The sequence below is a fragment of the Streptomyces sp. NPDC048142 genome (assembly GCF_043202835.1).
Lineage (GTDB): Bacteria > Actinomycetota > Actinomycetes > Streptomycetales > Streptomycetaceae > Streptomyces.
On the sequence record NZ_JBIDBC010000005.1, the window covers coordinates 17,773 to 44,372 of the forward strand.

Consider the following 26,600-nt stretch of genomic DNA (forward strand, 5'->3'; position numbering starts at 1 on the left):
AGTTGGCTGGATCTCTTCGCTCCGTGACCTTCTGTGCCCTGCGGGCGCTTTTCGGGGGAATCTTCGGGACGGGTGGTTCGTCCATATGTACGGGGCAGACGCACGGTGGGGTCGTGCGCGGCAGGACGGACGTGTTCCGCCCGCGTAGAACCGGCGCAAGCCGGGCAGCCACCCTGAGGTCGGACAGTGGTGGGGAGTTGAAGGTCCTTGAGCACGCAGGAACGCGGGAGCGCCGGAGTACCGGCGGCCGCGAGTACGGAAGCCGGTAACGGGGCACGGATCCCGCGGCAGTTGTGGGTGGAGGAGCCGGCCTCGAAGCGGCGTATGCCCGATGCGGTGCGGACGGCCGCCGTGCGCGCCGTTCTCATCATGTCGGTGACGCTCATCCAGGCGATGGTCGCCCTGCTGAGCGCGTTGACCGGCTCCTGGCTGGCCTTCCCGATGGTGCTCAGCAGTGTGGCCAGCACGGTGGTCGCCACCTGGTCGGTGCTCGACGTCTGGGTGACCCGGCAGGTGTGGAACCAGCGCAACGGCGTGGTGTCCGGGCCGAGCAGCTCGGCCCGGCAGATACGTCGCGAGCGGCGCCGGTCCCGCCGGGCCGAGCGGGCGGCGGAACGGGACGGCACGGACGGCGGCACAGAAGGCGGTATAGGAGACGGTATAGGTGGCGGTATAGGTGGCGGTATTGGAGGCGGCATAGGCGGCGGCATAGGCGGCCGCCGGAACACCGGCGATCTCTCCCGGGCCTGACACCGGGCTTGCCCCCGGGGCCGCCCCTGGGCCCCGGGCCTGACCTCGGCCCTGCTCCAGGTCTGATCCCGGGGTCCCGCCCGCTGCCGGGCGCTCTATTCGGCCGGTTGCGGGGCCGGGGCGGCGGTCTGCTCGTTCCGTTTGAACATGCGGGTCGCCGTGATCTCGCCGTGGACCGTCTCTCCGTCCGGGTCCTGCTGCGGCAGGCCGGGGCGCAGATGCTCCTCCACACTGATGTACTTCAGCCCCGCCCTCAGATCGGCGTCGTTGCGCAGCCGGATGACGAGGGGGAATTCGGCGAGCGCGGTCGTGTCGAACAGGCCCGTCGTGTAGAGCAGTTGTACGCCCAGCGCGTCCGACACCGCCCGCTGGAGCTCCAGCAGATACGTGGCGTTGGCGCGGCCGATCGGGTTGTCGAGGAACAGGGTGCCCGCGTGCCGGTGGCGGTCGCGGCCCCGGTCGTTGCTGCGCAGGGCCGCCATCGTGCAGTAGAGGGCGATGGCGGCGGTGAGCAGCTGGCCGCCGGAGAAGACATCGCCCATCTGCCCGACCGGGACGCGCTCGGCGCGCAGCACCGCGTCCGGTTTCAGGATCTCCACCGCGATGCCCTTGGGCCGCAGGGCCGCCTCGACGCCCCGGAGCAGCAGTGACATGCCGTCCCGGCGGAGGTCGGAGTTCTTCTTGAGGGCGGCGTGGGTGGCCTCGTCGACGACCTCGCCGAGGCGTTCGGTGAGGGTGGCCTGGTCGGGTTCCTCGAAGCGGATCCGGAGGAATTCCTGCCCCGACCACTCCCCCAGGCCCTCGGGGAGCTGGGAGAGCCGCTGGGCGGAGCGCAGGGTGGTGAGCGCCGAGTCGACCAGGCCGCGCAGCCGGTCGACGATCGAGTCGCGGTTGCGTTCCAGCTGGATGAGTTCGTCGGTGAGGACGCGCAGCCGGGGGGCGAAGGCGTCGGCCCATTTCCGGGCGTGCTCGGGCAGGGCGGAGGCGGGCAGCTCGCGGATCTGCTGGCGGGCAGGGGTGCGGACCTGTTCGTACCGGGTGGAGTTGGCGTGCCGGACGAGGATGTCGCTCGCTTCCCGGACGGCGCTCTCGGCCGCCGAGAGGTCGGCGTTGCAGCCGCGCAGGGAGCGGCGGGACTCGGCGGCGGACTGCCGGGCCTCCTCCAGGGTGCCGGGGTACGGGCCGGGGTCCTCGGTGCCGTCGTCCGTGCCGTGGTCGCGCAGCAGGTCCCGCAGCAGGGCCGCGGTCTCGTCGAAGCCGCCGGCGGAGTCCTCGGCGGTGCGGTGGGCGTGCAGCAGCTCGCTGTGGGCGGCGCGGGCGGTGTCCAGGGCCCCGGTGGCGGCGGCCAGTTCGGCGGTGGCCGTACGCAGGAGGGCCTGGGCTCCTTCGGCGTCGGCCGGGATCAGGTCGTCCGGCAGTTCGGTGTGGTGCTGCCGCTCGTCGTCGGGGGCGAGCCGCTCGGCCTCGCCGCGCAGCCGTCCCAGATGCTCGCTGGCGGTGGAGGCGCGGGTCTCCAGGAGCTGGACGTGCGCTTCGGCGCGGGCGGCGGCGGCCTGGCGGGAGGGTCCGTCGGCTCCGTCGGTGCCTTCCAGGAGCTGGGCGGCGCGGGTGCGGACCTTGTTGGTGAGGCGGTCCAGTTCGGCGAGGGCGGCGCTCTCGTCGCTCTCGGCGCGGGCCTGTTCGGCGCGCAGGTCGGCGCCGACGCCGACCTTCTCGTACAGCTGGGACGCGGCCCGGTAGGCCTCGCGCAGGGTGGGCAGGGCGGTGCGGGCCCGGGTCTCGTCGGGCTCGGGAAGGACTTCGGGGACGCCGGCGATCTCGGCGCGCTCGGCCCGCAGCGCGCGGGCGGTGCGCCGGGCGTCGTCCCCGGCACGCTGGGCGGCCCTGCGGTCCTCGTCGGCGGCGCGGGCGAGGTCGAGGCAGACGGCGGCGCGGGCCTCGGACTCGGCGGCCTCGTCGACCAGTTCGCGCAGCCGGACCTGCCAGCCGGCCCGCTCCCGCAGCCGGTGGGCGAGGCCGGCGAGGGCGTCGGCGGCGCGGCGGGCCCGCTGCGCGGCTTCCTGGCGCTCGTCGCGGACCCGGGCGGTGTCGGCGGCGGCCTCGTCGGCCTCGGCGCGGGCGGTGCGGGCCTCGGCGAGGACGGCTTCGGCGCTTTCCGCGGCCGTACGGGCACTGGCGGCGGCCTCGGCCAGTTCGGCGAGCATGCCGGGCGGGCAGTCGGCGCGCCAGGAGCCGATGCGGGCGGCGAGGGCGCGGTCCCCGGAGAGGCGGGCGGCGAGGGTCCTGATGTCCTCGTCGCGGGCGGCGGCGCGGCTGCGCAGCGCGTGGCGTTCCTCGTCGGCGGCGTGTTCGTCGTGCATGGCCGGGTTCGGCGGGACGAGGAACACGCCGTCGTTCTGGGCGTCGGAGCCGGTGCCGGGGGCCGGGACGGGGGCGAGGAGGGCGGCGGCGGTACCGACGGCCACGGTCGAGCGGGGCAGCAGGGCCGCACCGCCGAGGACCTCGCGGGCACGGGTGTGGGCGTCGGGGTCGGTGATGACGACGCCGTCGACGAGCTCGGGGCGGGCGGCGAGGACGGCTGCGTGGTCGGCCGGGTCGACGGCCTGGGCGAGGTAGCGCCAGCCGGGCAGGGCGGGGATGCCGTGCTCGCCCAGATATTCGACGGTGGCGAGGACGTCGGGTCCTGGCGGCAGCAGCCCGCCCTCGCCGAGGGCGCCGAGGATGCGGGCGTCGTCGGCGGCTGCGGTGCGCAGGTCGAAGAGGCGGCGCTCGGCGGCGGCGACGGACTGGTCGAGGAGGTCGCGCAGCTCGTCGGCGCTGCGGTCGAACTCCTCGGCGGTCAGGGGCTGCTGGGCGGCGGCGGGCTGGGCGGCGAGGGCCACGGCGCGGTCGGCGGCCGGTTCGGCGGTGGCCGTGCCGTCGTCGTTGTTCCCCTGGCCGGTGCGCGCGGTGGCGCTCTGCGCGGGTGCGGGCGCGGGCGCCTCGTCGGCGGCTTCCCGGCGGGGGTGCGGGACGCCGGTGCCGGAGGGCAGGCCCAGCAGGTCACCGAGGCGGGGGTCGGCGGCGATGGACGCGGCGGTGCGGAGCTCGTCCTCGTACCCCTGCTCGGCCGCCTTGGCACCGTCGGCGGCGCGGGCGGCGGCCAGATCGGCGCGGCTCTCGGCGGCGGCTGCCTCGCGGGCGGCGTCGGCGGCGCCCCGGGCGGCTTCGCGGGCGGTGTCCCAGGCGGCGACGGCGGACTGTTCGGCGTCGCTGGCGGCAAGGGCGGCGCGGGCGGGGTCGGCGTCGGGCGCGGTGTCGTCGAGCCAGCCGGCCTTGACGGCTTCGGCGGTCTCCTGGCCGACTTCAGCGAGGCGCTGGCGCAGGTGTCCGGCCTCGCTGCGGGCGCGCTGGGCCTCGGTGGCGGCGACCGTGGCGTCGCGGTGGGCGCGCTCGCCGGTGGCCTGGAGGGTGTCGGAGCGCTCCTCCTGCTCGTTGGCGACGCGCTCGCCCTCCTCGGCGGCCTTGTGCAGGGCGCGGACGAGGTCGGTGGCGGCGGCGCTGCGGGCGGCGAGGGCGGGGGCGGCGTCGCGTTCGGCCTCGCGGATGGCGACGGCGACCCTGGCCGAGCGGTCGGCGGCGGCGCGGTGGCGCAGGACGGCTTCGGCGGCCTGCCAGGCGGCGTGCAGGGTGCGGGCCTCGACCAGCTCCTTGCGTCCTGCGGCGGCGCTCTTCTCGGCGGCGGTCAGGGCCAGCGAGGCGTGCCGGTAGGCGAGTTCGGCGGCGATCTGGGCGCGGCGGCCCCGGGCGGACTCTGCTTCCGTGACGGTATGCGCGGCGGCGGTGACGCGTTCGGCCAGCTCGGAGGTGCGCCCGCGCTCCTCGGCGGCACGGGCGGCCAGGCGGCGGGCCAGGGTGCGGGTGCGGCGCTCGGCGCCGGCGTGGATGTCGCGGCTGCGGGCGCGGGTGTCGGTGGCCTCGACGATCCGGCCGAGCAGGTCGACGGAGCCCGCGGTGAAGTCGCGTTCGGCGGTCAGCTCGGCGCGGCGGCCCAGCTTGTTGCCGAAGCCGCTGACCAGGTCGGCGAGTCCGTCGGTGTCGCGGGTGTCGGTGACGGCGCGGAGCAGCAGGTCGGTGAAGTCGGAGTCCCTCTTCACCGCGAAGAGTCCGGCGGCCTCGCCCTCGTCGGCGTTCATCTCGCGCTGGTAGCGGAAGAGTTCGGGGTCCAGGCCGAGGTCGCCGAGGTGTTCGTTCCAGCGGTCGTGGATCTCTTCCCAGTGCACGTCGAGGTGCTGGTAGAACTTGCCCGCGTCCATCAGCGCGTCGCGGAAGCCCTTCATGGTGCGCCGCCTGCCGCGCGCCCCGGAGACGCCCTCGGCGGGGCGGCCCACGGCGGAGGACTCGGCGACGGGCAGGCTGTCCAGGCTGAGCCCGGGGCCGGGGCGGAACGAATACCAGGCCTCCGCGAACTTGCGGGGGTCGCCCGAGACCTGGCGGCCGCGCCACTCGCTGACCTTGCCGACGACGACGCACTCACCGGTGAGGGTGTGCTGCCACTCCAGGGCGACATGCCCGCAGTCGTCGGCGAGGAGGAACTTGCGCAGCACGCCGGAGCTGGCGCCGCCGAGGGTGTTGCGGTGACCGGGGAGCATCACCGAGAAGATCAGCTTGAGCAGGACGGACTTGCCGCCGCCGTTCTCCAGGAACAGAACGCCCGCGGGGGCGGGGCGGCGGGGCGGGCCGACCGGCTCGTCCTCGAAGAACTCCGCCTGGGCGGGAGCAGGGTTGGGAACGGGTGCGCCGACGCCGCGCAGGTCGAGGACGGTGTCGGCGTAGCGCGCACCGGCAGGCCCGATGGAGTAGAGGCGGACCCGGGACAACTCGTACATGGCGGCGGACTCTCGTCGTTCGGTGAGCGGGGGCGGAGCGGAAGGTGCGATGAGGGCGGGGCTGGCTTGCTGGCTTGCTGGCTTGCTGGCTTGCTGGCTTGCTGGCTTGCTGGTCAGGAACGGTCGGTCGGTCGGGTCAGGAGTGGAAGGGCAGGCCCGCGTCGGCGGCCAGCTCCATGCTGTCGGGGTCGGGCGGCGGCAGCAGGGTGGCGGATCCGTCGGTGACGGGGACGACGCCGAGCTCCAGCAGCTCGGCCATGGCGGCGCTGCCCGCCAGGTCACGGACCTGGAGCTGATAGCGGGCGGTGGTGCGGTAGGCGCCGCCCGCGTCGTCGCCGGTGCGCTGGAGGAAGCCGGAGTCGGTGAGGAAGGCGACGGCCTTGCCGATGATGCCGGTGGTGGATCCGGCGAGCCGGCGGGCGTCCTTGGTCGCGCCGGTGGCGCTGCGGCGGGCGTAGATCCGCCAGCCCGCTTCGAGTCCGGGAGCGTCGCTGGCCGGGTCGGTGTTGTCGCCCTGCTCCTCGGCGCGCTCCTCCAGCCGCCGGCAGGCCTGGCGTACGAAGGCGTCGACGCCGTTGACCGTGATGCGGCCGATGTACGCGTCGTCGGCGAGGTCCTCGGGGCGGGGGAAGGCCAGGGCGGCGACGGCGAGGTGGGCGAGGCCGTGCAGGAAGCGGTCGGCGGCGTCGGAGGAGGCCCGGCGGGCGTAGTCGCCCATGCGGACGGCGAAGACGGAGTCCTCGCCGGCGGTCACGGCCATTCCGGCGCGCGGGGAGACCTCCAGGACGATGAGGCCGAGGCCGGTGGCGACGGCGTCGGCGAGCCGGGCGAAGGGGCTCTCCTCGCGGTAGCGCCGCAGCAGGTCGGCGTATTCGGCGTCGCGGGCGGGCAGCAGCTTGGGCTGGAGCCCGAAGGAGACCAGGCGCGCCGCGTCGGCGGCGTCGGCCGGGGTCACGGGAGCCTGACCGGCGGGCTCGGTGGCGCCCGGGTGCGTGGCGTCGCCCGCGCCCGGGGCGGGGGGCCCGGTGTACGTGGAGGGCTCGGTCCACGCGTCGGGGTGCTCGGCGTCGTGGTCGCTCACGGCTGGGACTCCTCGGTACGGAAAACGTGCGGGTGCGGAGGGAGAGCGGGACCGGCCACGGCAGGCGGCACAAGACGGCCCACGACAGACGCTGCGGGTCGGTTCATGGCGGAAGGTGCGAGGCCGGTCATGAGGCCTCCTTGCGGTCGGCGGCCATGCCGACGGCGTCCAGCAGGGCGGTGCCCACGATCAGGTCGGCGCCGCCGAACTCCGGGTCGTCCAGCTCGGCCCCGTCGTCCACGGCGAACAGCAGGCGTCGCTCGCCCTGGCGGTAGGCGGTGCCCACCGGCGGGCTGGCGGCGTGGACGGCGAGCAGGGCGACCAGGTACGGCAGATCGGTGTCGCCGGTGCTGCGGGCCTCGGCGAGCAGTCCGGAGAGCCGTCGCGGGGCGTCGTGCTCCAGGTCGAGCAGGGTCATGGCGCGGGCGAGCTGCTCCTCGCTGAACCGGCTGTCGTCCGGGGTGGCGATCAGGTCGGGCTCGGGCATCTCCGCGCCCAGGTGCTCGCGCTCCAGCGGCGGGGTGAGCAGCATGTCGACCAGGTCCCCGACCCGTACGGACGTGGGGGTGCGCAGTCCGGTGCCGTGGGCGAAGAAGGCGTCGGTGGCCCGGGTGGACTGTTCGACGGGGAGCGGGAGGAGCGGGGCGAGGAGCTGCCCGTACAGATCGAGGCCCGTATGCGCGGCGGGCGGGGCGAACGCCTGCCGGTCCTGCTCCGCGCGGAAGAGGGGACCCGCCTCCAGGAGCCGGGACTGCAGCTGGGTGTGGCGGCGGATGCAGTCCTTGACGATGTCGACGAGCTCGGCGGCCCGGCGTTTGTGCTCGGGGTCCTCGGCCTCGTCGCGCGCCTTGCGGATGTTGGTGAGGATCGCGTTCTCGTGGCGGTAGCGGTCGGCCACGTGGTCCAGGGCCTCGGCGATCATGTCCGGGACGGTGTGGAGCCAGTCGACGGCGCGGACGTTGCGCCGGGTGGCCTCCAGGGTCCGGCGCAGTGTCTCGGCGTACTGCACGGTGCGGTAGCGGGCCTGTTCGGCGGCGAGCTGGGCGTCCGCGAGGCGGCCCCGGCTGATGAGGACCTCCAGCTTGACCTCGGCGGCGATCTGGGCGCTGGTGACATCGGTGTCCAGCGCGCCGACCAGGACGTTGACCGCTTCGTCGGTGGCGCGGAGGTAGACCGTGCCGCCGTACCCCGGGACCTCTTCGATGAGCTTGAAGTCGTAGTCCCGGCGGACGTAGACCCCGTCGGGGCCGAAGGTGCCGTAGACCGCGCGGAAGCCGCGGTCGACGCTGCCGACGTTGATCAGGTTCTCCAGGACCCAGCGGGCGACCCGTTCGTGCTCGGCGACGGGGCGGTCGGGGGCCTGGGCGCCGACCCGGGGGAGCAGTCTGGCCACTATCTGGTCGTGGTCGGCCCCGGTGTCGAAGTCCATGTTGAGCGTGACGTGGTCGATCGCGGCGAGGGCGACCTCCGCCATGGCGTACACCGTGTACTCGCCGGCCAGATTCGCCTTGCGGACGTCGAGGTCGTGCAGCGGCGCCGTGCACGCGAGCGCGCGCAGCCGCCGCGAGAGCCCCTCGTCGGCGGCGGGGCCCGGGGCAGGCCGCGGCCCCGCGCTGAGCTGCGGCGCGGCGGTGTCCGGGTAGGCAGGCGAAGTCACGTGGGACAGATTAGGTCCTCGCACTGACAACGGTCGAAACGGCGCTAATGCGACCGGTCCCGTGCGGTGTTCCCGTGCGCCGGGGGCCCGTACCCCCCGCCGCCCGGCGTGCGCACCACCAAGACGTCACCGGCGTCCAGTTCGGCGGTGTCGCAGCCCTCCAGCGGAACCGTTTCGCCGCCGGCCCGCTCGATGTGCTGCTCCCCGAGCGCGCCCGGCTCCCCGCCCTCCGCTCCGTACGGCGGGACGCGCCGGTGACCGGAGAGCAGCGCGAGGGTGACCGGTTCCAGGAAGCGGATACGGCGCTCGACGCCGTCGCCGCCGTGCCATCGCCCCGCTCCCCCGCTGTCGTCCCGGACCGCGAAGCTCTCCAGCAGGACGGGCAGCCGCCACTCCAGGATCTCGGGGTCGGTGAGCCGGGAGTTGGTCATATGGGTCTGTACGGCGTCGGCGCCGTCGAAGCCGTCGCCCGCTCCGGATCCGCTGGCGATCGTCTCGTAGTACTGGACGTTCTCGTTGCCGAAGGTGAGGTTGTTCATGGTGCCGGAGCCCTCGGCCTGGCCGCCGATCGCTCCGTACAGCGCTCCGGTGACCGCCTGGGAGGTCTCCACGTTGCCCGCGACGGTCGCCGCCGGGTAGGCGGGGTCGAGCATGGACCCGGGCGGGATCGACACGTCCAGGGGCTTGAGGCAGCCGCTGTTGAGCGGGATGTCCTCCCCGACGAGGGTGCGGAAGACGTAGAGGACGGCGGCCATGACGACGGACCGGGGGGCGTTGGCGTTGCCGGCCTGCTGGGGCGAGGTTCCGGTGAAGTCGAGGTGGGCACCGCGGGCTTCCCGGTCCACGGTCAGCCGTACCTGGATCACGGCCCCGCTGTCGGTCTCGTAGCGGCAGTGGCCGTCATGCAGTCCGGCGACGATGCGGCGTACGGACTCCTCGGCGTTGTCCTGGACGTGACCCATGTAGGCGTCCACGACGTCGGACCCGAACTGGTCGGTCATGCGGCGCAGTTCGGTGATGCCCTTCTCGTTGGCGGCGATCTGGGCGCGCAGGTCGGCGAGGTTGGTATCCGGGTTGCGGGAGGGGTACGGGGCGGAGGTGAGCAGGTCGCGGGTCTCCTCCTCGCGCAGCCTGCCGTCGCGGACGAGCAGCCAGTTGTCGAAGAGCACCCCCTCCTCGTGGATCGTCCGGCTGAAGGCGGGCATGGAGCCGGGGGTGATGCCGCCGATCTCGGCGTGGTGCCCGCGCGAGGCGACCAGGAAGCGCAACCTGTACCCGTGGCCGTCGCCGTTGCCGTTGCCGTCCTTGTCGCCGCTCTCGTCGAACACGGGGGTCACCACAGTGACGTCGGGCAGGTGGGTGCCGCCGTGGTACGGGTCGTTGACGGCGTACACGTCGCCGGGGCGCAGGCTCCCCTCGTTGCGTCGCAGGACCTCCTTGATGGACTCGCCCATCGAGCCGAGGTGCACCGGGATGTGCGGGGCGTTGGCGATCAGGTTGCCCTCGGCGTCGAACAGGGCGCAGGAGAAGTCGAGGCGCTCCTTGATGTTGACCGAGTGGGCGGTGTTCTCCAGGCGGACGCCCATCTGCTCGGCGATCGACATGAAGAGGTTGTTGAAGACCTCCAGCATCACCGGGTCCACCCGGGTTCCGACGGCGGTGCGTTCGGGCCGGGGGCTGCTGCGGGTGAGGACGAGGTGTCCGGCCGGGCCGGCTTCGGCCGCCCAGCCGGGGTCGACGACGGTGGTGGCGTCGTCCTCGGCGACGACGGCGGGCCCGGTGACGGTGTCGGCGGGGCGCAGGTCCGCCCGGCGGTGGAGCGGTGCCCGCTGCCACTGCCCCTCGGCATACAGGTCCACGGTGTCGGCCGGGCGCGGCAGGGTGTCGTCCGGTCCGGCGTCGTCGGCGGCGGACGCGGCGGCGCCGGTCCCCCAGGTCGCACCGGCGGCCCCGGTCGCCCCAGTGGCCTCCGTCGCTCCGGGGATCCCCGTCGCCCCAGTGGCCCCTGCTCCCCCAGCAGCCCTTGTTCCCTCAGTGACCCCGGTGGCCCCGGTGGCCTCCTTCACCCCGGTGATCCCCGTCGCCCCTGTCGCCCCAGTGGCCCCTGTCGCCCCCGTCGCCCCGGTGGCTTCCACCGAGACCGTCTCGACGACGACGGGCTTGTCCATCGTGAAGCCGAACCGGGTCCGGTGGGCGGCGGCGAACGCCTCGGCCATGGCGCTCTCCGTGTCCAGGTCCACCGGCAGCGCCGCGTCCGTCCCCGCGTACCGCAGCAGCACGCGGGCCCGTGTGGTAATCGCGGAGTCCGGCGTTCCGTCGGCGCGCAGGGCTTCGCGGGTACGGTCGGCCAGCTCCGCGCAGAGCCTCTCCACACGCTCCCGCGCGGCCTCGTCGAGCTCCTCCTCCACCGACTGCTCGCGCATCGCTGTGGCGTCGGCCAGGCCGATGCCGTACGCGGAGAGCACCCCGGCGAGCGGGGGGACGAGGACCGTGTCGATGCCCAGGGCGTCGGCGACCGCGCAGACGTGCTGGCCGCCCGCGCCGCCGAAGCCGGTGAGGGCGTAGCGGGTGATGTCGTGGCCGCGCTGTACGGAGATCTTCTTGACGGCGTTGGCCATGTTGAGCACGGCGATCTCCAGGAAGCCCGCCGCCGCCTCCGCCTCGTCCGGCCGCCGTCCGGTGGCGCGCCCCACCTCGTCGGCCAGCGCCCCGAAGCGTTCACGCACCAGGTCGGCGTCGAGCGGAAGACCGCCGTCCGGGCCGAAGACCGCGGGGAAGTGACCGGGCTGGACACGTCCGAGCATCACGTTGGCGTCGGTCACGGTGAGCGGGCCGCCCCGGCGGTAGCAGGCGGGGCCGGGATCGGCTCCGGCCGAGTCGGGGCCGACGCGGTAGCGGCTGCCGTCGAAGTGCAGGACGGAGCCGCCGCCGGCCGCGACGGTGTGGATGCTCATCATCGGGGCGCGCATCCGGACCCCGGCGACCTCGGTGCCCAGTTCCCGTTCGAACGCGCCGGCGTAGTGGGACACATCGGTGGAGGTGCCGCCCATGTCGAACCCGATGACGCGGTCGTATCCGGCCTGCCGCGAGGTGCGGACCATGCCGACGACGCCTCCGGCCGGGCCGGAGAGGACGGCGTCCTTGCCGCGGAACCGGGCGGCTTCGCGCAGCCCGCCGTTGGACTGGAGGAACATCAGCCGGATGCCGTCGAGGCGGGCGGCGACCTCGTCGACGTACCGGCGCAGGACGGGTGAGAGGTAGGCGTCGACGACCGTGGTGTCGCCGCGGGGGACGAGCCGGATCAGCGGGCTGACCTCGTGGGAGCTGCTGACCTGGGTGAAGCCCGCCTCCCGGGCCGCCTCGGCGACGGCGCGTTCGTGGGCGGGGTGGCGGTAGCCGTGCATCAGGACGACGGCAGCGCTGCGCAGCCCGTCGGCGTGGGCGGCGCGCAACTGTTCGCGTACGGGGTCGAGTTCCAGGGGCCGTTCGGTCCGGCCGTGGGCGTCGACGCGTTCGGGGACCTCGATCACGCGCTCGTGAACGGCCTCGGGAAGGACGATGTGCCGGTCGAAGAGGCGGGGCCGGTTCTGGTACGCGATCCGCAGCGCGTCCCGGAATCCCTCGGTGACCAGCAGGACGGTGGGCTCGCCCCGCCGCTCCAGCAGGGCGTTGGTGGCGACGGTGGTGCCCATCCGGACGGCGGCGACCCGGTCGGCGGGCACCGGTTCGCCGGGATCCAGGCCGAGGAGCAGCCGGATCCCGGCGACGGCGGCGTCGTCGTAGCGGTCGGGGTCGTGGGAGAGGAGCTTGCGGGTGATCAGGCGGCCGTCGGGGCGGCGGCCCACCACGTCGGTGAAGGTGCCGCCCCGGTCGATCCAGAACTCCCAGCGTCCGGTCATGGTGCCATTCTGTGCCCGCGGGCGGGAACCCGCAGGCACAGCAGAGGACGTCTGCGGGCTCCCGCCCACAAGGCGCGAAAGGCACCTGTCCGGGCCAGAGCGGCCAGAGTGTCCAGACCGGCCAGAGTGTCCAGACCGGCCGGATCGGTCAGGGCGGTCGGATCGGTCAGACCGCCGGGGCGTCCGGCCCGATCCGGCTCCGTACCGCCGTCTGGACCTCGGCCTCCTCGGCCGGGTCTGCGGCCAGGCGGCGCAGGCGTTCGGCGACGCGGATGTCTCCGGTCTCGGCGTGCAGGGCGGCCACCTCCCGGGTGGTCTCCTCGCAGTCCCAGAGGCACTCCACCGCGAACCCGGTCGCGAAGGACGGGTCGGTGGCGGCCAGGGCGCGGGCCGCCCGGCCCCGCAGGTGCGAGGAGGACGTCTCGCGGTAGACGTGGCGCAGCACGGGCGCGGCGCAGTCGATGCCGAGGCGGCCGGCTCCGTCGACCAGGGTCCACAGCAGAGGGGCGTCGGGTCCGTCGCCGCGTACGGCCTCCCGCAGCGCGCCGAGGACTTGGGGAGCGTCCTGGGCGGTACCTCGGCAGGCGAGCACTCCGGCGGCCGAGGCCCCGAGGGCGTCGGGGCGGTGGGCCCAGCGCCTGGCCCGTTCCACGGCGTCGTCGCAGGTCATCCGCTCGAAGGCGGCGATGGCCGTGTCGGCGACCGTGCGGGCGGGGCTGCCGGCGGCGGCCTCGACGAGATCGAGGGCGGCGGGGTCGCCCGCTTCCGCGAGGTAGTGCAGGGCGGCGCAGCGGGCGCCTTCGGGGCCGCCGCGGGCGGCCTCGACGATCAGGTGCAGGTCGTCGGGTCCGGCAACGGCGGAGAGACAGCGGGCTGCGGGGACGTGCAGTTCGCTGCCGCGCTCCAGGGCCTGCTGGGCCCAGTCGAAGACGGCCTGGACGCTCCAGCCGGGGCGGGGACCCCCGGGGCGCATCTGGCGTTGCCACCGGTCGAACGAGCCCTGTTCGCCGGCGGCCCTGACCCGGGCGCCGACCGCTTCGCGCGGGTCGTCGGCCCACAGCCGCCAGGGGCGCGGCTCGAAGGAGTCCCGCACGGCGGCGGCGAGGTCGGCCGCGCCCTGGTCGGTGGCCGGGAAGCGGGCGAGGACGGGCAGCGCGAGGGAGCGCAGACCGGCGTCGTCGTCCCGCAGGGCGAGTTCGTCCAGGGCCCAGGCCCAGTTGGCGCCGGTCACCGCGTAGCGGCGGAGCAGGGCCAGGGCGTCGTCGCGTCCGTAGGAGGCGAGGTGGCCGAGGACGGACAGCGCCAGACCGGTGCGGGAGTCGTCGGTGTCGACGGCGTCGTCGGGATCGGCGAGGTGCCGCTCGATCTCCTCGATACCGCCGTCGAGGTCGAGGTAGAGGCGCGCGTAGTAGAGGGAGCGGTTCTCCACCTGCCAGTCGTGACGGGGGTCGCTCACGACGCAGTGGTTGAGAGCCGCGAGGGCCTCGGGGCGCGGTGCGGCGAGCGCGTGGAGCGTGCCGTCGCCGCGGCCTCTCTGCAACAGGCCGAGCAGGGTGCCGCTCGGCGCTATGAACGGATCGAACATGGGAGAAAGCCTCACATCAAGCTGTCGACGCAACCGGGACTGTGCGGTGCCCCCGTGCCTCTCGGCACGCGGGGGTGTCCGGGCGACACCGCTATGCCGCGCAGTGACATGATCGGCCGACCGCCGTCTTCCGCCTGGTGTAGAGCATCTTCCTCTGCCTCTCGTCGGTGGCCCTGAGCAGGCCCGCGACGTCATGATGACCCAGCCATTTCGCCACCGCGACCACATTTACGACGGACCGGTCAGCGGAGCCCACGACGGACGCCCCCAGGGGCGCGTCCGCCGGCGTCTCAGCGGGCACCGAAGCGTTCCAGCAGGTCGGCCTTGCCGAACATCCGGGCCGTGTCCAGCGCGGACGGGGTTCCGGCGGCCGGGTCGGCGCCCGCGGCGAGCAGGGCGTCGATGACGGCGTCCTCCCCCTTGAAGACGGCTCCGGCCAGCGGGGTCTGGCCCCGGTCGTTGGCCCGGTCCGGGTCGGCCTCGCGGGCGACGAGAGCGGCGACCGTGCCGGCGTGCCCGTGGTAGGCGGCGAGCATCAGCAGCGTGTCGCCCCGGTCGTTGGTGAGGTTGGCGGGGACTCCGGCCTCGACGTACGCGGTGAGCGCCTCGGTGTCGCCGGTGCGGGCCAGGTCGAAGACCTTGGTCGCCAGCTCGACCACCTCGGGATCAGGGGTTTCGCTCATCGGACGGGCCGCCTTCCTTGACTGCTGCCGCGGCTGTCACCGCCGCGGTCGACCTGGTGGGGGTACGGCACGGGGCCGTACGAGTGAATCGACAGGGTACTGCTCCCGGGCCGACATGACCCGGCCCGGATACGGCAAGGGATCACCGCGGCTGATCCTGCCCGGCACGGACGAGGTGATGCCGCTCCCTGGGGCCGACTTCTGTGGGCCAGTCAAGTGAAAGAGCAGGATATTCACCTGATTGCACCTTTTATCGTATAGATACTTCCCGTGATCCTGGAAGGACTCATGGTGACTGTCCCCTTCAACCAGGAGAGAACCGCTCATGATCCTTTCCATCTCGGGCGTGGTACTGCTCGCCATCATCGTCTTCCTGTTCTTCAAGAAGGACGGGCTCAAGGCCTCCCACGCCATCGTCTGTGCCCTGTTCGGCTTCTATCTGGCCGGCACCGCCATCGCGCCGAGCATCACGGCGGGCGGGGCGAGCCTCGCCGGCCTGCTGGGCGGGATCAAGTTCTGACGCTCCGCAACCGCTCCCACCCCTTCAGGAGACCGACGTGGCCCGGCGACCACTCCCCCGCATTCTGAGCAGCGGCAGCGCTTCGATCACTCGCAGCAGAGAGATCGCGCGCACGGCCGCCGACAGTGCCACCGATGTCCTCCATCCGCTGATCACGGTGGTCCGCGGGCTGCGGCTGCTGGCCGTGTCCGGCCGGCAGAAGTGGGTCGCGACCCCCAAGGAACGGCGTGGTCCCAAGCTGTTCCTCGGCGCGGCCTGCGTGCTGGTGGTGGCGCTCGTCCCCTACGGGCCGGTCCTGGCCCTGATCACGGTGATGGGCGCCGCCGCGTGGAAGGGGCGGGAGCGGACCCCGGTGCGGACCGGGCCCGACGATGCGGAGACCGCGCGCCTGCGGTCGCTGTACGAGGCGCTCGTGCCGTACTTCTCGACGGCGGAGGACCCCGAGCCGCTGTTCGCCCACGGCGGCGACTGGGCGAAGGCCTTCGACGGGTACGTCTTCGACGACGACGGGCGGCTCACCCGCCTCCAGGTCTCCTACCCCGCGTACTTCACGGACGGCGATGCCGCCGCCCGCTCCCGGATCGAGCAGTTGCTCCACACCAAGTCCGGCCGGGGCCGCGAGTACCACTTCGGCTGGGACGAGGAGGCCAACCGCCTCGTCATGACCGTGCTGGACGCGCTCCCCACCACGATCGCCGCCCAGCGCTTCGTGACCGCCCCCGGCGAAACGGTCCTCGGCTTCACCGACCCGGACGCCGTCTCGCGTACCGTCCCCGTGCGCGACGTCGGCACGACGGTGGACGCCTCGCCCGTCCTCTGGCGGACCGGCGGCCGCTCCACCGAACCGCACCTGCTGGCCGTCGGACAGCCCGGCGGCGGCACCACGACCCTGGTCCGCTCGATCGCCCTCCAGGCCCTCCAGAACGGCGACGTCATCATCGTCGACGGCAGCGGGACCGGCGAGTACGGCGCGCTCACCGGGCGCACCGGTGTCCTCGCCGTGGAGTCCGGGCTAGGCGGCACGCTGGCCACGCTGGAGTGGGCGGCGCACGAGACGGAGCGGCGCCTGATCACCGCCAACCTGGCCCGCCAGACCGGCCGCCCGGCGCCGGACGACATCCGGCGTCCGCTGTGGATCCTGCTGGACCGCCCCGGCGTCCTCGGTCATCTCGCGGCGGCCGACGGCAGGCCCGACCCGCAGGAGCTGCTCCGGATCCCGCTGCGGCACGGCCGGGCGGCCCAGGTCACCGTCGTGCTGGCCGAACAGTTCGACGCGCTGGACACCCTCTCCGAGACCGTACGGAGCCACACCCGCGCCCGCGCGGTCCTCGGGCCGGCCTCCCACGAGCAGATCGAAGCCGTCCTCGGCGCCGCACCGCACACCACGCCGCCGCCCGAGGTCCCCGCCGGCCGCGGCTACGTCCGCCTGGGCGCGGGCCCGGTCATGCGGCTCCAGGTGCCCGCCACCCCGGACCCGTACGACGACGCCACCAGCGACGCGCACCGGCAGGCGGTGCTCGACCTGCTGCCCGACGGGCCCACCCCGACGGCGGCGACGCCCGCGCGGGAGCCGGCCGACGAGGGACCCGCGACGGAGCAGGTCCCCGTGGCGGTGGAAGCCGAGGCCGCTGCGGTCGGGGCTGTTCCGGTGGAGGCGATGGTGGCCGGGGCCAGGCCGTCCGAGCCGCTCGCGAAGGCGCAGCCGGCGGGCGCCGAGAGCTGAGCCGGCCAGGCCGACGCGGCACGGCGGGCGGGGAGCGGACCACCGATGCGGCACCGGGCGGGCGGGGAGCGGACCTCGGTGGTCCGCTCCCCGCCCGCGGTCGTCCCGGTGAAGGAGCCGCTCAGGCCACGAAGCTGCGCGGGGTGTCGGCCCCCGCGCCCGCCCCGGAGCGCACCAGGTCCACCGCCGCGGCCAGGCGCACGGCCGCCTCGTCGGCGACCGGCCCGCCCACCGTGAACGGCAGCCGTACGTATCCCTCGAAGGCCCCGTCGACCCCGAAGCGGGGGCCCGACGGCACCCGGACGCCGACGCGTTCGCCCGCCACGGCCAGCCGCGATCCGGAGAGGCCGCCGGTGCGCACCCACAGCGTCAGACCGCCGCGCGGCACGGCGAACTCCCAGTCCGGCAGCTCCCGGCGCACCGCCGCGACCAGGGCGTCCCGGTTCTCCCGCGCCTGGCTCCGCCGGACCTCGACGGCCTGTTCCCAGCCCCCCGTGCCCATGAGCCAGTTGATGGCGAGCTGTTCCAGGACGGGGGTGCCCATGTCGGCGTAGGCGCGGGCGGCGACCAGGCTGCGGATGACGTCCGGGGCAGCGCGCACCCAGCCGATCCGCATCCCGGCCCAGAAGGCCTTGCTGGCCGAACCGACGGTCAGGACCGTGCTGCCGGCCGGATCGAAGGCGCAGACCCGGCGCGGCATGTCGATGTCCGCGTCCAGGCGGAGTTCGTTCATCGTCTCGTCGACGACCAGGACCGTACCGGCGGACCGGGCCGCCTCCACCAGGTCCCGGCGCTGCTGCTCGTCGGCGAGCGCGCCGGTGGGGTTGTGGAAGTCGGCGACCACATAGGCGAGCCGGGGCGCGGCGTCCCGCAGCACCTGCCGCCAGCGGTTCATGTCCCAGCCGCCGAGCCCCTCCTCCATCGCGACGGGAACGAGACGGGCGCCCGTCTCGCGCATCAGCTGGAGGATGTTGGCGTAACTGGGGGACTCGACCGCGATGCGTTCGCCGCGGCCCGCGAAGAGGTGGCAGATCGCGTCGATGGCGCCCATCGCGCCGGTGGTGACCATGATCTGTTCGGGCATGGTCGGGATGCCGAGCGCGGTGTAGCGGTCGGCGATCATCTGACGCAGGGCGGGCAGTCCGGCCGGGTAGTCGCCGTGCGTGTGGGCGTACGGCGGCAGCTCCTCCAGCGCCCCCTGGACGGCGCGGGTCAGCCAGGGTTCGGGCGCGGGCAGGGCCGCGCAGCCCAGGTCGATCATCGAGCCGAGCGACTCCGGCGGCAGCGGTTCGAGGCCGCGGGCGGGCAGCGGGTTGCCGGCCGGGACGGCGGTCCAGCTTCCCGCGCCGCGCCGCGACTCCAGGAAACCTTCGGCGCGCAGTGCCTCGTAGGCCGCCGCGACGGTCGTACGGCTGACGGACAGGGCGAGGGCCAGTTCGCGTTCGGCGGGGAGCCGGGCGGCGACCGGGACCCGGCCCTCCAGGACGAGCAGCCGTACACCGTCGGCGAGCGCGCGGTAGGCGGGCGGCTTGCGGCCGCCCGGTCCGGTGGGCCGGGCCTGCTGCGACCGGAGCTGCCGGGCAAGCTGGGCCGCTCCCACCGTCGATGTCCACTGCGCCATCGAAATCAGTCCACCTTCCTCGAATTGGCCATAGTTGATGACCGATTCCCTGCCACAGAGTGACACGAAGCAGTCCACCATCACTATCTCAGGGGGCACAACGTGGCCAGGACCACCCGCCGGAGCACTTCCCATCTCACCCGGCGGCTGGTCCAGCTGTACGTCGGCCTGACGCTGTACGGGGCGAGCTGCGCGCTCCTGGTGCGGGCCGAACTGGGCCTGGAGCCGTGGGGCGTGCTGCACCAGGGCCTCGCGGAGCTGACCGGGATCTCGATCGGCGTCGTCACGATCGTCATCGGCGCGGTGGTGCTGCTGCTGTGGATCCCGCTGCGCCAGCGGCCGGGGCTCGGCACGGTCTCGAACGTGTTCGTGGTCGGACTGGCGATGGACGGGACGCTCGCCGTGGTCGGCGACCTGGAGGGCTTCGGGTTCCGTATCCCGGCGATGGTCCTGGGCATCGTGCTCAACGGGGTGGCGACCGGCCTGTACATCGCCGCCCGGTTCGGCCCGGGGCCGCGCGACGGGCTGATGACCGGGCTGAACCACATCACCGGCCGCTCGATCCGGCTGGTCCGTACGGCGATCGAGGTGGCCGTCGTGGCGACGGGCTTCGTGCTGGGCGGCTCGCTGGGGGCCGGAACGGTGCTGTACGCCCTCGCCATCGGCCCGCTGGCCCAGTTCTTCCTGCGGATGTTCGCGCTGCCCGCGCCCGCCGGCGCCGGGGCCACCGCAGGTTCCGACGGACCGTCCACCGGCGCGCCGCCCGCCGGTTCCGGCCCCGTCGCCTCCCCGGCACCCGGGCAGGCCATACTGCCGCAGTGAAACCGAGCCACCCCTATCTGGACCACCCGGCGCCGATCGCCTTCGCCCATCGCGGCGGGGCGGCGGACGGCGTGGAGAACACCGCGACCGCCTTCCGCCGGGCGTCCGACGCGGGCTACCGCTACTTCGAGACCGATGTGCACACCACGGCGGACGGCCGTCTTGTCGCCTTCCACGACGCGACGCTGGACCGGGTCACCGACGCCCGGGGCCGGATCTCCGAGCTGCCCTGGAGCGAGGTGCGCCGGGCCCGGGTCGGGGGCAGCGAACCGCTCCCGCTCTTCGAGGAGCTGCTGGAGGAGTTCCCGGAGGCCCGCTGGAACGTGGATCTCAAGGCCGAATCGGCGCTGGAGCCGCTGCTCGGCCTGATCCGCCGCACCGATGCCTGGGACCGGGTCTGCGTCGGCTCGTTCTCGGAGGCCCGGGTGACCCGCGCCCACCGCCTGGCGGGCCCCCGGCTGGCCACGTCGTACGGCGTGCGCGGCGTCCTGGGGCTGCGCCTGCGTTCGTACGGGATCCCGGCGGCGCTGCGCGCGGGCGCGGTCTGCGCCCAGGTTCCGGAGCGGCAGGCCGGCTTCCCGGTGGTGGACGCCCGCTTCCTCCGCACGGCGCACGCGCTGGGGCTCCAGGTGCACGTCTGGACCGTGAACGATCCGGAGAGGATGGCGGCACTCCTGGACCTCGGAGTGGATGGCATCATGACCGATCACATCGAGACGCTGCGTACGGTGCTGAGCGAGCGGGGGGCATGGTCCTGACGCCCGGTCCGTCCGCGTCCACAGGGGACGACCGAGGGGGCGCGGAATGAGCACCGGGACCACGGGGAAGGCCGATCCGTCCGGGCGGCCGCCGGACGACGGGACGGCGGCCGCCCGCAGACGGGAGCAGCACGGCTGGTATTTCTACGACTTCGCCTGCTCCGTCTACTCCACCAGCGTGCTGACCGTCTTCCTCGGTCCGTATCTGACGTCGATCGCCAAGGCGGCGGCCGATCCCGACGGGTTCGTGCACCCGCTGGGCATACCCGTGCGCGCGGGTTCGCTGTTCGCGTACTCCGTGTCGGCGTCCATCGTGGTGGCCGTCGTGCTGATGCCGATCGTGGGCGCGGCGGCGGACCGTACGGGGCGCAAGAAACCGCTGCTGGCGGCGGCCGCCTACACGGGGGCCGCGGCGACGGCCGGGATGTTCTTCCTGGACGGCCACCGCTATCTGCTGGGGGCGTTCCTGCTGATCGTGGCCAACGCCTCGATCTCTGTGTCGATGGTCCTGTACAACGCCTACCTGCCGCAGATCGCCGGGCCGCAGGAGCGCGACGCGGTCTCCTCGCGCGGCTGGGCCTTCGGCTACACCTCGGGCGCCCTCGTCCTGGTCCTCAACCTGATCCTGTACACCGGCCACGAGTCCTTCGGGCTCACGGAGTCCGACGCGGTGCGGATCTGCCTCGCCTCGGCCGGGGTGTGGTGGGGCGCGTTCACCCTCGTGCCGCTGCGCCGGCTGCGCGACCGCCGGGTGCCGCCGGGCGGTGAGGGGTCGGTCGGATCCGGGTGGAAACAGCTGATGGCCACCCTGCGCGACATGCGGCGCCACCCGCTGACGCTCTCCTTCCTGCTCGCCTATCTCGTCTACAACGACGGGATCCAGACGGTGATCTCGCAGGCCTCGCTGTACGGCTCCGAGGAGCTGGGCCTGGATCAGACGACGCTGATCATCGCCGTGCTGCTGGTGCAGATCCTGGCGGTGGCCGGGGCGCTCGGCATGGGGCGGCTCGCCCGGGCGCACGGCGCCAAGCGCACCATTCTGGGATCGCTGGTCATCTGGACCCTCATCCTGGTCTCCGCCTACCTGCTGCCCTCCGACGCGCCGGTGTTCTTCTTCGTTCTGGCGGCGGCGATCGGCCTGGTGCTGGGCGGCAGCCAGGCGCTGTCGCGGTCGCTGTTCTCGCATCTGGTGCCGCGCGGCAAGGAGGCGGAGTACTTCTCCGCGTACGAGATGAGCGACCGCGGACTGAGCTGGCTGGGGCCCCTGGTGTTCGGTCTGGCCTACCAGCTGACCGGCAGCTACCGGGAGGCGATCATCTCGCTGATCGTGTTCTTCGCGCTCGGCGCGGTACTGCTCGCACGGGTCCCGGTGAGGCGGGCGATCGAGGCCGCGGGCAACCCGGTGCCGGACCGGATTTAGACGTTGAAGTCAAAGGCCGGTAGTATACGTCTTTGGCCTGCCCGGAGGACCGTTACTGCGAGTGGAAGCGGTCCAATCGTTGGGTGACAACATCTGACAGAAGTGACAAACCGGGCATGGGTGGGTACTCAACCCAGATAAAGCAGCGGCACGACGGGCGACGCATGACCGGCAACGGGAATCTTTACCGCCGACCGGACGTTGACCGGATGACGACGACAGCGACATTTTGTCCTGTGGGCGACAAGCCCGGGAGGCACGATTCATGAGTGAGCGAGCTCTCCGCGGCACGCGACTTGTGGTTACCAGCTACGAGACGGACCGCGGCATCGATCTGGCCCCGCGCCAGGCGGTGGAGTACGCATGCCAGAACGGACATCGATTCGAGATGCCGTTCTCGGTAGAGGCGGAAATTCCGCCGGAGTGGGAGTGCAAGGCGTGCGGCGCCCAGGCACTCCTGGTGAACGGGGATGGCCCCGAAGAGAAGAAGGGCAAGCCGGCGCGTACGCACTGGGACATGCTCATGGAGCGGCGCACCCGTGAGGAGCTGGAGGAGGTGCTGGCCGAGAGGCTGGCGGTTCTGCGCTCCGGAGCCATGAACATCGCCGTGCATCCGCGGGACAGCAGGAAGTCTGCCTGACCGCACGACAGCACAGCATCAAGAGCCGCGGGCCGTGACACAGAACGTGTGTCACGGCCCGCGGCTCTTCGCATGCCCCCGGGCTCTTCGCAGGCTCCCGAGGCGCGCTCCCCCGGCCGATGGCATGGGCTCCCGGGATCGGGATCGGCCGGGAGCCTCCCTGTCAGGGGGTGAGGGGCGGGCGAGGGCCCTGGGGGTCGTCGTCGGGCCCGGAGGGCGCCTGGGATCCGTCCTCGCGGATGACCTCGCCGGGGACGACTTTCCCGTCCGGCCGGTGCATCCTGGCCTGCTGGAAAGCGTCCGAGAGGCTGCCCGGCGAGGCAGCCCGCATCCGGCGTTCCAGGGAGCGCTCCGCGTAACGGCTGATCATGGTGCGCACCGGCGGCACCAGCAGGATCAGCCCGGCCGCGTCCGAGATCAGGCCGGGGATCAGGAGCAGCAGCCCGCCCAGCATCAGCAGCCCGTTGCCCCGGGAGCCCTTGCCGCCCGCGGGGGCGGTCGGCGGGGCGGCGGGGGCGCCGGGCTGTCCCGGCATCTGCTGGAGGGTCTCAGTGAGGTTCTTGAAGGCGCGCCGGCCGGCGCTCTTGATGACCACGGCGCCGAGCACGGCGCCGGCCACCAGGATCAGCAGGACGGCGAGGCCGCCCGCGGCCGACGCGACCAGGGTCAGGAGCCAGACCTCCAGGACCAGCCAGGCGGCCAGGGCCAGCGGCAGGAATCTACGGGCGCGCGAGCGCCGGGGACGGGTCGGGGGCGGAGTGCCGGTCGTCATGCCCCCAGTGTGCCTGTGCCGGCGTCCAAGCGGCGTAAGGGGGTGATCATGAAGCGGTCCGGGTCCGCCCCGATCGACGGTCCGCCCTCGATCCACGGCCCGCCCCGATCGACGGTCGGCCCCGATCGACCGTCGGCCCCGATCGAAGGTCCGTCCTCGATCGCCCGCCCGGAGCGTCAGAGGGTCTTGCGGCCCAGGACCTTGTTCGCGCGGGAAGTGATGCCCCAGCCGGTGACCCGCCACAGCGCCTCGACGAGGATGTCCCGGCTCATCTTGGAGTCGCCGACCTCCCGGTCGACGAAGGTGATGGGGACCTCGACCACGTGATAGCCCGCCTCGACCGCGCGGCGGGCGAGATCCACCTGGAAGCAGTAGCCCTGCGAGGCGACCTCGGCCAGTCCGAGGCCGTCCAGCGTCTCGGTGCGGAAGGCACGGTAGCCGCCGGTGACGTCCCGGACGGAGAGGCCGAGGGCGAGCCGGGAGTAGAGGCTGCCGCCGCGCGAGATCACCTCACGGCTCTTGGGCCAGTTGACCACCCGGCCGCCCGGGACCCAGCGGGATCCGAGGACCAGGTCGGCGCCCTTGAGCGCGGTGAGCAGCCGGGGCAGCTCCTCGGGCTGGTGGGAGCCGTCGGCGTCCATCTCGACGAGCACGCCGTAGCCGTGCTCGGAGCCCCAGGCGAAGCCCGCGAGGTAGGCGGCGCCGAGCCCCTCCTTGCCCTTGCGGTGCAGAACGTGCACCTGGCCGTCGGCCGCGGCGATCTCGTCGGCCGCCTTGCCGGTGCCGTCGGGGCTGTTGTCGTCGGCCACCAGGATGTCGGCATCCGGGACGGCGGTGCGCACCCGGTCGACGATCGGCCCGATGTTCTCGACCTCGTTGTAGGTCGGAATGATCACCAGAACCTTGCCGAGCGGGCCGAACTGCCTCTGACCGCCGTCGTTCACTACTGCCCCTTAAAGTCCGTACACAGGGGGACACCATATCCAGCGCGCCGCCGTCGGACTCCGACGCGGTCGCGCGGACGTGTGACGCGGCGTGGACAGACCCGTGGAACTGCGGACAGAACACGGGACGGCGACTGCGGCGCAGGCCCCTGGAGGGAACTGCGGATCGGGGCCCGGCGCCCTTCGGGCCGACCTGGGACCCGCTGGCTGCGGGTCGACCGAAAGCCGTTGTCTACTGAACGTCCGGGCCCCACCCGGGTCCCACCCTCCGTCCGGCTGCAACCTTCCCTCGCCCCCGAGGCGCGGGCGCTGAACCTGGCTGTCGGCGGTGGTGGGCCGGTGCGGCACACCACCTCATGACCCAGCGGCGTTCGACGACTGCGTGGAGGTTCGACCGGACGGACGTCCTGTGGTGGACCCGGCCGAACCTACCGGCCCGTGGGCGCGTCCTGTCAACAGCCGTGCGACCTGCGACTCTTTCCGGAACTGCCTGGTCAGTGCCGAAGGGCCGCAGGTCGCGGACCAGCCGTCGTGCCGTCGATCAGCGGTACGGAATATCCCGACGTCACTCGTTCGGTCGCACATAGACAGTTTGTCCGAAGACCACGGTCCGCAGGCAGACGGGAAGGTCGGCCCCGGGCGTCAGATCCGGCAGTCCCGGCGTGCCGGACCGGGGGTCGGTGGACCATCGGGCGACCCGGTCGTCAGGGGCCTGGACCAGGAGTTCGGCGGTCCGCCAGACGGCGTAGTCGGCCGGGGCGCCGGGCACCAGGAGGCCCGCGTCATCGCGGCCGACGGCCCGCCAGCCGCCCCGGGTGTGGGCGGTGAACCCGGCGCGGACCGAGATGCGGTGCTCCGGGGTGCGGTGGTGGGCGGCGGCCCGTACGGTGCCCCAGGGGTCGAGCGGGGTGACCGGGCTGTCGGAGCCGAAGGCGAGGGGCACTCCGGCGCGCAGCAGCTCCGCGTACGGGTTGAGGCCGGCGGCCCGCTCCGCGCCGAGGCGCTCGGCGTACATCCCCTCCGGCCCGCCCCAGGCGGCGTCGAAGGCGGGCTGCACGGAGGCGGTGAGGCCCAGTTCGGCGAAGGCGGCGATGGTCTCGGGGGTGAGCATCTCGGCGTGTTCGACGCGGTGGCGGGCGGCCCGGATCCGGTCGAGGCCCAGCGTTCCGGCGGCGGCCCTGATCCCGTCCACCACGGCGGTGACCGCGGCGTCGCCGATGGCGTGGAAGCCCGCCTGGAGGCCCGCCTCGGTGCAGGCGGTGACGTGGGCGGCGATCCGGGCGGCGTCCAGGTGGGCGGTGCCGGTGTGCGGGGCGTCCGCGTAGGGCCGGTGCAGGCAGGCGGTGTGCGAGCCGAGGGAGCCGTCGACGAACAGGTCGCCCGCCGCGCCGGTCGCGCCGAGTTCACGGATGCGCCGGGCGTCCTTCTCGTCCGCGATCTCCTCGGCCCAGAGGCCGAAGACGCGCGGTCCGGGCCGCTCGGCGGCGAGGGCGAGGAGGCCGGTGAAGTCCTCCTCGTCGGAGATCTCGGGCCCGCCGCACTCGTGCACGCTGCCGATGCCGAGGGAGGCGGCGTGGTCGAGGGCGGCGCGCTGGGCGGCGGCCCGCTGGGCGGACGACAGCGCGCCGTGGGCGGCGGCCCGTACCGCGTGGTGGGCGTCGCCGGTCAGCGGCTCGTCCGGGTGGTATCCGGTCATCTCGGTGACGCCGGGTACGAGGTCCAGCAGGGCCGTCGTGACGACCGCGGAGTGCACGTCGATCCGCGGCAGGTACAGCGCCCGGCCGCCGGCCGCCTCGTCGAGCTCGGCGCGCGAGGGGTGACGCCGCTCGGGCCAGCGGGCGGCGTCCCAGCCGTGCCCGAGCAGGACGTCCCCGGCGGCCCGTCCGTGTCCGAACGCACGGATGCGGCCGAGGGCCTCGGCCAGCGTGCGGGCACCGGAGAGGTCGAGCCCCGTCAGGGCCAGGCCGGTGGCGGTGGTGTGCACATGGGCATCGGTGAACGCGGGGGTGACCAGGGCGCCTTCGAGGTCGACCACCTCGTCCACGCCGCTCGCGAAGGCGTCGGCGGCCCCCTCGGACCCCACCCAGGCGACCTGCCCGCGTTCGACGACCATCGCGGTGGCGAACGGGTCGGCGGGGCTGTGGACGTCTCCGCCGCGCAACAGCACGGTGCGGTGTTCCGGGGCGCTCTGGGGGGCGGTGCTCTGGCTCATGGGACCAGTCTCGCGCCTGCCGGTCGCCGCCCGGTCCCCGGCCCCCTCCGGAGCGGGCGGGACATCCCCGGGCCCGCCGCTCAGATCCGCGGGGGCCGGGCCTCGTACGGGGTGGACAGGACGACGGTGGTCCGGGTGGACACGCCGGCGAGCGTACGGATCCGGGTGAGCAGATGCTCCAGCTCCAGCGGGGTCGCCACGCGCACCTTCAGGATGTAGTTCTCGTCCCCGGCGACACTGTGGCAGGCCTCCAGTTCGGGCACCCCGGCGAGCCGTTCGGCGATGTCGTCGGGAGCGCTCGGGTCGAACGGCTTCACCGAGATGAACGCGGTGAGGGGCAGCCCGACGGCCTCGGGGTCGACGACCGCGGCATAGCCGCGGATCACCCCGCGCTGCTCCAGTCGGCGGACGCGCTGATGAACCGCCGAGGTGGACAGGCCCGTGGCCTTGCCCAGGTCGGTGTAGCTCATCCGCCCGTCCTTGACGAGCAACTCAACGATCTGACGGTCCAGCTCCTCCATGCGGATCAACCTATGGCCCAAGGTGCCCCTCGGCACAGTCGCGCGGGTCACGGAACGGCACCTGCGGGCGGCATGTGACGAATGACACAGGCTCATGGGTCGGTAGCGGGCCACCTCGTGGTTA

Annotated in this window: 18 protein-coding genes; 7 read left to right on the top strand and 11 right to left on the bottom strand. The window is 73.6% G+C overall.

Annotated features, from left to right (window positions below):
* Positions 1–207: 207 nt before the first annotated feature.
* Entirely contained in the window at positions 208–750 is a 543-nt protein-coding gene (locus tag ACGF2Y_RS08820) for a hypothetical protein (protein ID WP_392944334.1), read from the top strand.
* A 95-nt stretch (positions 751–845) separates the two neighbouring features.
* Here ACGF2Y_RS08820 and ACGF2Y_RS08825 read toward each other — a convergent pair whose 3' ends face one another.
* From ACGF2Y_RS08825 to ACGF2Y_RS08850, 6 genes are all read right to left on the bottom strand, one after another.
* Positions 846–5,618: a hypothetical protein gene (locus ACGF2Y_RS08825; RefSeq protein ID WP_392944336.1), complete on the bottom strand. Its 4,773-nt coding sequence runs from the start codon at positions 5,616–5,618 to the stop codon at positions 846–848.
* Between the two features lie 136 nt (positions 5,619–5,754).
* Positions 5,755–6,699, bottom strand: a complete 945-nt coding sequence (locus ACGF2Y_RS08830; RefSeq protein WP_392944337.1) for a hypothetical protein — start codon at positions 6,697–6,699, stop codon at positions 5,755–5,757.
* A gap of 127 nt (positions 6,700–6,826) precedes the next feature.
* Positions 6,827–8,356, bottom strand: a complete 1,530-nt coding sequence (locus ACGF2Y_RS08835; RefSeq protein ID WP_392944339.1) for a hypothetical protein — start codon at positions 8,354–8,356, stop codon at positions 6,827–6,829.
* Positions 8,357–8,400: 44 nt separating this feature from the next.
* Positions 8,401–12,255 (bottom strand): hydantoinase B/oxoprolinase family protein, encoded by a 3,855-nt coding sequence (locus tag ACGF2Y_RS08840; RefSeq protein ID WP_392944341.1) that lies wholly within the window; start codon positions 12,253–12,255, stop codon positions 8,401–8,403.
* A 166-nt stretch (positions 12,256–12,421) separates the two neighbouring features.
* Positions 12,422–13,840: a HEAT repeat domain-containing protein gene (locus ACGF2Y_RS08845; protein WP_392944343.1), complete on the bottom strand. Its 1,419-nt coding sequence runs from the start codon at positions 13,838–13,840 to the stop codon at positions 12,422–12,424.
* Positions 13,841–14,130: 290 nt separating this feature from the next.
* Complete coding sequence (locus tag ACGF2Y_RS08850) at positions 14,131–14,523, bottom strand: ankyrin repeat domain-containing protein (RefSeq protein WP_392944345.1); 393 nt, start codon at positions 14,521–14,523, stop codon at positions 14,131–14,133.
* 325 nt (positions 14,524–14,848) lie between these two features.
* Between ACGF2Y_RS08850 and ACGF2Y_RS08855 the strand changes: the two genes are divergently transcribed.
* Together ACGF2Y_RS08855 and ACGF2Y_RS08860 are read left to right on the top strand one after the other, a co-directional pair.
* Positions 14,849–15,043 (top strand): hypothetical protein, encoded by a 195-nt coding sequence (locus tag ACGF2Y_RS08855; RefSeq protein ID WP_006123109.1) that lies wholly within the window; start codon positions 14,849–14,851, stop codon positions 15,041–15,043.
* Positions 15,044–15,080: 37 nt separating this feature from the next.
* Complete coding sequence (locus ACGF2Y_RS08860; protein ID WP_392944347.1) at positions 15,081–16,766, top strand: hypothetical protein; 1,686 nt, start codon at positions 15,081–15,083, stop codon at positions 16,764–16,766.
* A gap of 121 nt (positions 16,767–16,887) precedes the next feature.
* Here the strand turns inward: ACGF2Y_RS08860 and ACGF2Y_RS08865 are convergent, their stop codons facing one another.
* The gene (locus tag ACGF2Y_RS08865) at positions 16,888–18,387 is read right to left on the bottom strand and encodes a PLP-dependent aminotransferase family protein (protein WP_392944349.1); all 1,500 of its coding nucleotides are present in this window, start codon (positions 18,385–18,387) and stop codon (positions 16,888–16,890) included.
* A gap of 102 nt (positions 18,388–18,489) precedes the next feature.
* On the opposite strand from ACGF2Y_RS08865, the gene ACGF2Y_RS08870 reads away from it, so the two are divergent.
* The 4 genes from ACGF2Y_RS08870 (at position 18,490) to ACGF2Y_RS08885 (ending at position 22,027) form a co-directional block, all read left to right on the top strand.
* Positions 18,490–19,209 (top strand): YitT family protein, encoded by a 720-nt coding sequence (locus ACGF2Y_RS08870; RefSeq protein ID WP_392944351.1) that lies wholly within the window; start codon positions 18,490–18,492, stop codon positions 19,207–19,209.
* Entirely contained in the window at positions 19,206–19,967 is a 762-nt protein-coding gene (locus tag ACGF2Y_RS08875) for a glycerophosphodiester phosphodiesterase (protein ID WP_392944353.1), read from the top strand. Before ACGF2Y_RS08870 ends, ACGF2Y_RS08875 begins: the two co-directional genes overlap by 4 nt.
* 46 nt (positions 19,968–20,013) lie before the next feature.
* Complete coding sequence (locus ACGF2Y_RS08880; RefSeq protein ID WP_392944355.1) at positions 20,014–21,387, top strand: MFS transporter; 1,374 nt, start codon at positions 20,014–20,016, stop codon at positions 21,385–21,387.
* Positions 21,388–21,652: 265 nt separating this feature from the next.
* A complete protein-coding gene (locus ACGF2Y_RS08885) occupies positions 21,653–22,027 on the top strand; it encodes an RNA polymerase-binding protein RbpA (protein WP_365552883.1) in 375 nt (124 codons plus the stop codon).
* 163 nt (positions 22,028–22,190) lie between these two features.
* Here the strand turns inward: ACGF2Y_RS08885 and fxsA are convergent, their stop codons facing one another.
* The 4 genes from fxsA to ACGF2Y_RS08905 form a co-directional block, all read right to left on the bottom strand.
* Positions 22,191–22,799 (bottom strand): FxsA family membrane protein, encoded by a 609-nt coding sequence (gene fxsA / locus ACGF2Y_RS08890; RefSeq protein ID WP_392944357.1) that lies wholly within the window; start codon positions 22,797–22,799, stop codon positions 22,191–22,193.
* Positions 22,800–22,975: 176 nt separating this feature from the next.
* Entirely contained in the window at positions 22,976–23,743 is a 768-nt protein-coding gene (locus ACGF2Y_RS08895; RefSeq protein WP_392944359.1) for a polyprenol monophosphomannose synthase, read from the bottom strand.
* 565 nt (positions 23,744–24,308) lie between these two features.
* Positions 24,309–25,955 carry an amidohydrolase gene (locus tag ACGF2Y_RS08900; protein ID WP_392944361.1) on the bottom strand — a complete coding sequence of 549 codons (1,647 nt, stop codon included), beginning with the start codon at positions 25,953–25,955 and terminating at the stop codon, positions 24,309–24,311.
* Between the two features lie 80 nt (positions 25,956–26,035).
* Positions 26,036–26,476, bottom strand: a complete 441-nt coding sequence (locus tag ACGF2Y_RS08905; protein WP_010057405.1) for an Lrp/AsnC family transcriptional regulator — start codon at positions 26,474–26,476, stop codon at positions 26,036–26,038.
* Positions 26,477–26,600: the final 124 nt, after the last annotated feature.